Origin of the sequence: Halobacterium bonnevillei, assembly GCF_009831555.1 — an archaeon.
Lineage (GTDB): Archaea > Halobacteriota > Halobacteria > Halobacteriales > Halobacteriaceae > Halobacterium > Halobacterium bonnevillei.
In genome coordinates, this window is sequence record NZ_WUUU01000144.1 from 1 (window position 1) to 7625 (window position 7625).

The window sequence follows — 7625 nt, forward strand, 5'->3', positions numbered from 1 at the left end:
GGGCGGTTCGTCGCGGCGCGCCGCCAGCGCCTCGTGCAACTGGCTGTCCCGCAGGCGCTTCGACCGGTGGCGCGCCGCCAGCAGCGCGCGGAACAGCGCCAGCGGCGTCCGCACCGGCGACACGGTCGACCCGGGTTTGTCCTCCCACTCGATGGGGACTTCCGCGACCCGCAAGTCGAGGGCGCCGGCGATGGCGACGAGTTCGACGTCCCACGCGAACCCCGCCTCGTAGAGGTGGGTGCGCACTTGCTCCCAGGCGTCGGCGCTGATGGCTTTCGCGCCGCACTGGTAGTCGTAGAGGTCGACGTTCAGCAGGCGGCCGGCGAGCCACGCGAACCCGTCGCCGAGGAATCGGCGCGCGAGCGTCTGGTGGCTCGCGACCTCGGCGTCTGGGTGGCGTCGCGACCCGACAGCCAGGTCGGCGTCGCCGTCCCGCACGCGGTCGACGACAGTCCCGAGATAGACCGCTGGCGTCGAGCCGTCCGCGTCCGCGAACGCCAGCACGTCCGTGTCCAGCGTCTCGAACCCGGCGGTGACGGCAGCGCCCTTTCCGCGGCGCCGCTCGGCGTTGTGCACTGTCGCGGGCGACGTCTCGATTGCCGCCACCGCATCCGGGGACCCGGCGTCGAGTTCGACGTGAAGCCGCGTCGGCTGGAGGACCTCCTGGAGGGCGTCGAGGTACGCGACGAGCGCCTCGACGTCGGGGTCGAAGGCGGGGACGACGATACCGACGGAACGCATCGCGTGGAGAGAGTCGAGGCTACGGTATCAATTTCGTGGTATCCGTGCGAGGAACCCGGGGTCCCCACCCGGGCCTGTGCGGACCTTATCGCCGCTCGAACGTGATGGCCGCGCCCTGGCCGAACCCGACGCACAGCGTGGCGAGCCCTTTGTCGGCGTCGCGCTTCTGCATCTCGTGGATGAGCGTCACCGGGAGCCGCGCGCCGCTGGCGCCCAGCGGGTGGCCGATGGCGATGGCGCCGCCGTTGACGTTGAACTTGTCGTTGTCGACGCCGAGTTCGTCGCGGGAGTACACCGTCTGGGACGCGAACGCCTCGTTGAGTTCCACGAGGTCGAAGTCCTCGACGTCCTGGTCGGTGCGCTCCAGCAGCTCCCGGGTCGCCGGGACCGGGCCGATCCCCATCACTTCGGGGTCGACGCCGGTGACGTTGTGGTCTCCGACGTACGCGAGCACGTCGAGATCGTGCTCCTCGGCGAACGCCTCGCTCGTGACGAGCGTCGCGGCCGCGCCGTCCGAAATCTGGCTGGCGTTGCCGGGCGTCACCGTGCCGTCGCTCTTGAAGACGGTCGGGAGCTGGCTCAGCTTCTCCATCGACGTGTCGGGGCGGATGCCCTCGTCCTCGTCGACGACGCCGTCCTCGGTCTCGACGGGCACGATCTCGTCGTCGAAGCGCCCGGACTCGGTCGCCTCTGCGGCGCGCTGCTGGCTCTGGAGCGCGTACTCGTCCTGCTCCTCCCGGCTGACGTCGTAGCGCTCGGCGACCTCCTCGGCGGTCATCCCCATCTGGAGCTGTGGGACGTTGTACAGTTCCGAGAGCTCCGGGTGCAGGTAGCCGTAGGACTCGCCGTCCATCGGCACCCGGCTCATGTTCTCGACGCCGCCCGCGATGATGGCCTGTCGCTGCCCGGCGCTGATAGAGTCGGCGGCCCGCATGATGGCCTCCATCGAGGACGCACACCACCGATTGATCGACGCCGCGGGGACGTCCTCGCCGAGTTCCGAGAGCAACGCGACGACGCGCGCCACGTTGTTGTCCTGCTCCGCGCGCTGCTGGGCGACCCCCCACTGGAGGTCGTCGATTTCGTCGCTGGTGAGTCCCGTCTCCGCGAGGAGGTGGTCGATGACCGTCACGGAGAGGTCCTCGCTGCGCGTCTCCGCGAACGCGCCGTCTTCTTTCCCCTGCGGGGTTCGGTAGGCCGCTGCGATGACCGGGGTGGTGTCGCTTGCCATACCACAGTATCCCGCGCGACGAACCATAAAGCTCCTACAACGCGGCGCAGTCCGCTCCGCGTTTACTCGCGTCCAGCGGTGTCGTCGCCGCGTTGCCGCCGTCGCTTCGCTGCACCTTCGAGCGTTCAGTGACCGTGGTAGTCATCGGAAAGCGTTTATCGCATCCGGCGCAACGCGGTGGTATGTCTCGGTCCCGCGGCGGCCAGACCGCCCGACGGCGGGTCGCCGTCGCGCTCGTCGCCGTCGCCGCCCTCGCCCTCCTCGTGCGCCTGTGGAGTCTCGGCTGGCGGGTCGCCCACCAGGACGAGGGTCGCGTCGCCCACTGGATCCTCTACTACATGGAGTCCGGGTCGTGGCAGTACCGCCCCATCATCCACGGCCCGTTCCTCCCGCACGTCAACGGCGTCGTCTTCGACCTGTTCGGGGCGACGGACTTCACGATGCGACTCGTCGTCGCCGTCGTCGGCAGCCTGCTGGTCGTGACGCCGTGGCTGTACCGCGAACACCTCTCGAACGCGGAGATGGTCGCGACGTCGCTGTTCTTCGCGGGCAACCCCATTCTGCTGTACTACTCGCGGTTCATGCGCAACGACCTCCTGCTGGCGGCGTTCATGTTCACAGCCTTCGGGTTGTTCGTGCGCGCCATCGACACCGGGAAGGCGCGGTACATCTACGCCGGCGCGCTCCCGTTCGCGCTCGCGTTCACCACCAAGGAGAACGCGCTCCTGTACCCGGTCTGCTGGCTGGGCGCGCTCGCGCTCGTCTTCGACGGCCGCATGCTGCTCGCGTCCGCGAGCGACGAGACGACGCGGTACGGCGTCGTCAGGGGGTACGTCGGTCGGATCGCCCGCGCGGCGTGGCGGTACAAACTCCACCTCGGCGCCGCGCTCGCCGAAGTCGCCGCGGTCGTCGTGGCGTTCTACGCGCCGAAACCCGACCTCTACGAAGCCCTCTCCGAGCCAGCGCTCCTCCCCGGCGTCCTTCGGGAGGGGACGCTCGGCTCCTGGAACGAGTTCATGGACCTCTGGGGGTCGACGGGGATGCAGGAGCACTCCTACATCGAGTTCCTGAAACACGACCTCACGGTGTTGTCCATCGGCGCGCTGGCGCTGGTCGCGTTCGCCCTGATGGGGTTCCTCCACGAGCGGTACGCCGCCGACCAGCCGCGCGCGGTCGTCGGCGTCTGTTTCTTCTGGGGCGCGTTCTCCGTGTTCGGCTACCCCGCCGTCGCGGACATCTCCTCGGCGTGGACTGCGATCAACGCCATCGTCCCGCTGGCCGTGCCCGCCGGCGTCGGCGTCGGGCTCGTGTTCGAGCGCGGCCGCGCGCCGTCGCCACCGGGAACGCGCCCGCTGCTCGCGCCGTCGCCGTCATCCTGGTCGTCTCCGCTGCGGGCACCGGGGCCGTCGCCGCCCAGACCACGTACGTGAACGCGCAGGGCCCCAACAACCCGCTCGTGCAGTACGCCCAGCCCTCGGGCCAGATGCAGTCGACGCTCGGCGACGTCCGCGAGATTTCGGCGAGCAACGACGGCGTCGACGTGATGTTCTACGGCTCCGAGTTCCACACCCCCGACGACCTCACGACCGAACAGTCACTCAACCTCACGCACGGCGGCTACCAGGGCTGGTTCGACCGCCTGCCGCTCCCGTGGTACCTCGAGCGCTACGACTCGAACGTCTCCAGCACGCTCACGACCACGACGATCGACGAGCACGCTCCGCCCGTGGTCATCATGCTGGAGGAGGACGAGGACAACCTCGACATCGACCTCACCGAACGCGGCTACACGCGGACCGTCCACGAGGGCTACCAGCACAGCCGACCGCTCGTGTTCTACGTCCGCGCGAACGCCACGAACTGACCTCGTTCGAGCGTCCCGTCACAACGCCGCCACGAACCGACCTCGTTCGAGCGTTTCAGTACCGATTCGCAACGCACGCCCGCCGATTCGAGGCCTCGAGCCCGCCAGTTCGGTGCCGCTATTTCCGCCCACATCGCTTCGCCGCGACTGCGGAGGCCTTATGCGCCCCCGGTGGGTAGATTACGGTTAGTGACTGAGGCGCTCGACGTCGTCGAATTCCTGCTCACGGCCCGCGTCTACGACAAACACCAGGATCTCGACGAGAACGACTTACCGCCGGCCCACCGGATCGCGCTCTGGGCCGACGACGGTGTACAGCGACCACCGAAGACCACCGAGGACGCCGTCAGCGAGGGCTCCGGCGTCGACGACCCGTGGGACGCTATCTCAGAACTGATGTTCACCGACCGGGACACGTTCTCGGGCGGCATCAGCCTCGTGGACGACGAGATGGCCTTCGACTGGTTCGAGGAGCGAGCGGACGCCGACCGCATCCACGACAACCCCGCGCTGGCGTTCGAACTCGGCGACGAATTCGGCGTCGACTACGAGGCCGCGCGGGAGGACAACCGCCCCGTGCAGGCCGACCCGCAGTGGATCGACGGCCTGCTGACGGAGTACTTCGACGAAGACGACGAGGAGATGCTGGACCTCGTGGAGGTCCGGTCGCCCTCGGAGATCGACGTGACCCTCGACGACATCGTGCTCACGGAGGAGCAGGAGGCCGAGATCACGAAGGTCGCGAAGGCCATCGAGCACCGCGACTACCTCGCGACCATCGGCCTCAGCGAGATCGGGAAGCTGCTGTTCGTCGGCCCGCCGGGGACGGGGAAGACGTCGACGGCCCGCGGGCTCGCCCACCAGCTCGACCTGCCGTTCGTGGAGGTCAAGCTGTCGATGATCACGAGCCAGTACCTCGGCGAGACCGCGAAGAACGTCGAGAAGGTCTTCGAGGTCGCCAAGCGGCTGTCGCCGTGCATCCTCTTCATGGACGAGTTCGACTTCGTCGCCACGACGCGGACCGGCGACGAACACAACGCCATCAAGCGCGCGGTGAACACGCTGCTGAAGAGCATCGACGAGGTCAGCCTCGTCAACGACGACGTGTTGCTCATCGGCGCGACCAACCACCCGGACGAACTCGACGCGGCGGCGTGGCGGCGCTTCGACGAGATCCTGTCGTTCCCGCGCCCCGACGAGGGGATGCGCGCGGAGATCCTGGAGGTCGTCACCCGCGAACTCGCCGTCGACGACTTCGACCCCGCGGAACTCGCCGCCGAGACCGAGGGCCTGACCGGCAGCGACCTCCGTCTCGTGCTCCGTGAGGCCGTCCTCGACGCGCTCGTGGAGGACCGCACCACGCTCACGCAGGACGACCTCGTCGCCGCCGTCTCGGACTTCGAGGACCGCGACCACCTCCGCAACCTCGACACGCTCGAGGAAGCCATCGACGACCCCGAGAACGGTGACCGCGGCACCACCAGCAGCGACCACGGCGACCACGACCACGACCACGGAGAGACCGCAGACGGCGACGACCGCGCTGACGCGCCCCACGCAGGCCACGACCACGAATGAGGGTCACGCTGCTCGGCACCGGTGACACGACGGGCACCCCGACGCCGGGGTGTGACTGCGACACGTGCCGGGCGGCCCGCGAACGCGGCGTCGAACGCACCCGGTTTGCGGTCCACGTCGAGGACGAGGCCAGCGGCGACGCGCTCCTGATCGACTTCAGTCCGGACTTCCGCTACCAGTTCCTCCGAGAGGGCGTCTCCCTGCCGGACGCGGGTGTCGTCACCCACATCCACTTCGACCACCTCGACGGCCTCGGGAACGCGTACCGCCTGTTCGACGACCTGCCCGTGTACGCGGCCAGCGAGACGGACCCCGAGACCGGGGAGAGCGTCGCCGAGACGGTCGCGCGGAAGTACGACTACCTCGACAACGTCCACCCGCACCCGGTCACGCCCGGCGAGACGTTCGAGGCCGCGGGCTTCGACGTGACGCTGGTGCCAGTCGACCACCCGCCGCTGCTGTGCTACGGCGTCGTCGTCGAGCGCAACGGGTCGAAACTCGCGCTCTCGGGGGACACCACCTTCGACATTCCCGACGCGTCGCTGGCCGCGATGCGCGACCCCGACCTGCTGCTCGCGGACGGCATCGTGCCCGCGCACCTCGCCGACTACCACCCCAGAGGTGGTCGCCACCCCGAGCGGGACGGCGTCCCGCGGACGTTCGGGACGAAACACATGACCATGGAGGGCGCGCTCTCGCTCGGCGACGAACTCGACGCCGGCGAGACCCGCGTCGTCCACGTCTCGCACTTCTTCCCCGCCGACGAGGCGTTCGCCGACGAACTCGCCGTCGACGGCGAGACGTTCAGTCTCTGACCGGAGCCACGGCACGACCGACTCGGCTTCAGTCGTCGCTCCTGCCGTCTCGGCGCTCGAAAACCGAGATGAAGCAGCCGCTCCGTCCAGCCGGTGGTGTGGGCCCCCTACCGAAACCGGGACAATCTCGTTTCGAGAGGGTCGTCTCGGGTGGTGTTCCACCAGAAGCCACCGAGACCAAAAATCGTGAAAACGACGGCAACGAGGGACAGTACGACGTTCCCCAGGTAGATATTCGCGAGTAACAGGCCCCCAAATAGCAGCCCGAAGCCCAGGAGGAGCCATCGACTCTCCATACTGGAGCGAGCGGCGATACTCGTATAAGCATTTCCTGCTATCCGACCGTAGTTCGTCGCGCGTCACCCGTAGCCGAGGTGCTCGAGTTGCGCTGCGGTGTCGGCGTCGACGCGGGCCTCGCCGGGCTTGTCGTAGTGAGGGTCGTAGCTGCCGGTGTCCGTCGCGGACGTCTCCGCCCACGGGACGTGCCGGAGACGAGGGATGGGGACGCCGGTCGGGTGGCTGTAGAGGCCGAGGTGGCCGAACAGTTCGCCGTGGTCGGCGGTGACGACCGCCGTGTCGGCGTCGACGTTCGCCAGGAGGAGGTCGACGTCCTCGAGCACCCAGCGGAGTTCGTCGAGGTAGGCGTTCCAGACGACCGACCGGTCGCCGCCGTCCCGCAGGTAGTCGAACGGCCGGTACTCGTAGTCGGCGAGTTCGCGGTTCTCCCGGAGCGCGTTCGCGCGGTAGGGGTTGTGCGGCGGGATGTAGTGGACGAGCAGCCTGTCGGCGTCGTGGTTGCGAGCGACGTCGATGGCGCGGTCCGTGACGACGCGCGGTAGCAGGATGCCGCTGCGCGGTTCGGGCGGCGCGTAGTCGGGGACCGAGTCGAACACCAGGAACTCGTCCAGTTCGACGGTATCCCACGCCGTGAACCGCTCCGCGAATTCGGTCTCCATCGCGTCCCTCGAGTCCAGCGTCTGCGTGACGCGGCCGTTCCCACAGACCACGGCAGTGCGCTGGATTTCCTCGCGGTACGCGTCCGTGAACGTGTTCGCCGCCCACTCGCGGGTCGAACTGCCGACCGAGTACGCGGCTTCGACGTCGTCGAGGACGTCGACCTCGCGGGCGACTCGCGAGAGCGCGTCGTAGCGGCACGCGTCCAGGACGACCAGGAGGTCCCAGTCGCGACTGAAGACGTTCGTGCCCAGCGGCCGCCGGGAGGACGCGCCCAGGAGCACCGCCTCCGCGAGCCGCTTCGTGTACGAGGAGACGTTGCGCGCGACTGGACGTGACACGCGTACTGTGACCGCGAGTTCGGGCTTTGTTATGCAGCGCGTAACGGGGACGCGGAACTCAGAATTGGTCGAGGCCGGACTGCCGTCGGCGACCGCGGCGC

General features: G+C 68.7%; 7 protein-coding genes. 4 read left to right on the forward strand and 3 right to left on the reverse strand.

Annotated elements, in window-relative coordinates; translation table 11 throughout:
- Both GRX66_RS14350 and GRX66_RS14355 read right to left on the reverse strand, forming a co-directional pair.
- Window positions 1-741 (reverse strand): glycosyltransferase (locus tag GRX66_RS14350; RefSeq protein ID WP_159527171.1); only part of this gene is annotated, 741 nt, incomplete at its 3' end.
- Between the two features lie 85 nt (window positions 742-826).
- The gene (locus GRX66_RS14355; RefSeq protein ID WP_159527172.1) at window positions 827-1972 is read right to left on the reverse strand and encodes a thiolase family protein; all 1146 of its coding nucleotides are present in this window, start codon (window positions 1970-1972) and stop codon (window positions 827-829) included.
- A gap of 182 nt (window positions 1973-2154) precedes the next feature.
- Here GRX66_RS14355 and GRX66_RS14360 point away from each other — a divergent pair, with 182 nt between their 5' ends.
- The 4 genes from GRX66_RS14360 (at window position 2155) to GRX66_RS14370 (ending at window position 6229) form a co-directional block, all read left to right on the forward strand.
- Entirely contained in the window at window positions 2155-3402 is a 1248-nt protein-coding gene (locus tag GRX66_RS14360; RefSeq protein ID WP_201293034.1) for a flippase activity-associated protein Agl23, read from the forward strand.
- Window positions 3399-3836, forward strand: a complete 438-nt coding sequence (locus tag GRX66_RS19575) for a hypothetical protein (protein WP_201293035.1) — start codon at window positions 3399-3401, stop codon at window positions 3834-3836. Before GRX66_RS14360 ends, GRX66_RS19575 begins: the two co-directional genes overlap by 4 nt.
- A gap of 189 nt (window positions 3837-4025) precedes the next feature.
- A complete protein-coding gene (locus GRX66_RS14365; RefSeq protein WP_325064128.1) occupies window positions 4026-5414 on the forward strand; it encodes an ATP-binding protein in 1389 nt (462 codons plus the stop codon).
- On the forward strand, window positions 5411-6229 hold the full coding sequence (locus GRX66_RS14370; protein WP_159527173.1) for an MBL fold metallo-hydrolase: 819 nt from the start codon (window positions 5411-5413) through the stop codon (window positions 6227-6229). Before GRX66_RS14365 ends, GRX66_RS14370 begins: the two co-directional genes overlap by 4 nt.
- A gap of 359 nt (window positions 6230-6588) precedes the next feature.
- Here the strand turns inward: GRX66_RS14370 and GRX66_RS14375 are convergent, their stop codons facing one another.
- Entirely contained in the window at window positions 6589-7524 is a 936-nt protein-coding gene (locus GRX66_RS14375) for a hypothetical protein (RefSeq protein ID WP_159527174.1), read from the reverse strand.
- Window positions 7525-7625 lie beyond the last annotated feature (101 nt).

Coding starts and splice junctions, on each gene's coding strand:
- GRX66_RS14355 (WP_159527172.1), bottom strand. CDS start 1,972: ATGGCAAGCGACACCACCCCGGTCATCGCAGCGGCCTACCGAACCCCG.
- GRX66_RS14360 (WP_201293034.1), top strand. CDS start 2,155: ATGTCTCGGTCCCGCGGCGGCCAGACCGCCCGACGGCGGGTCGCCGTC.
- GRX66_RS14370 (WP_159527173.1), top strand. CDS start 5,411: ATGAGGGTCACGCTGCTCGGCACCGGTGACACGACGGGCACCCCGACG.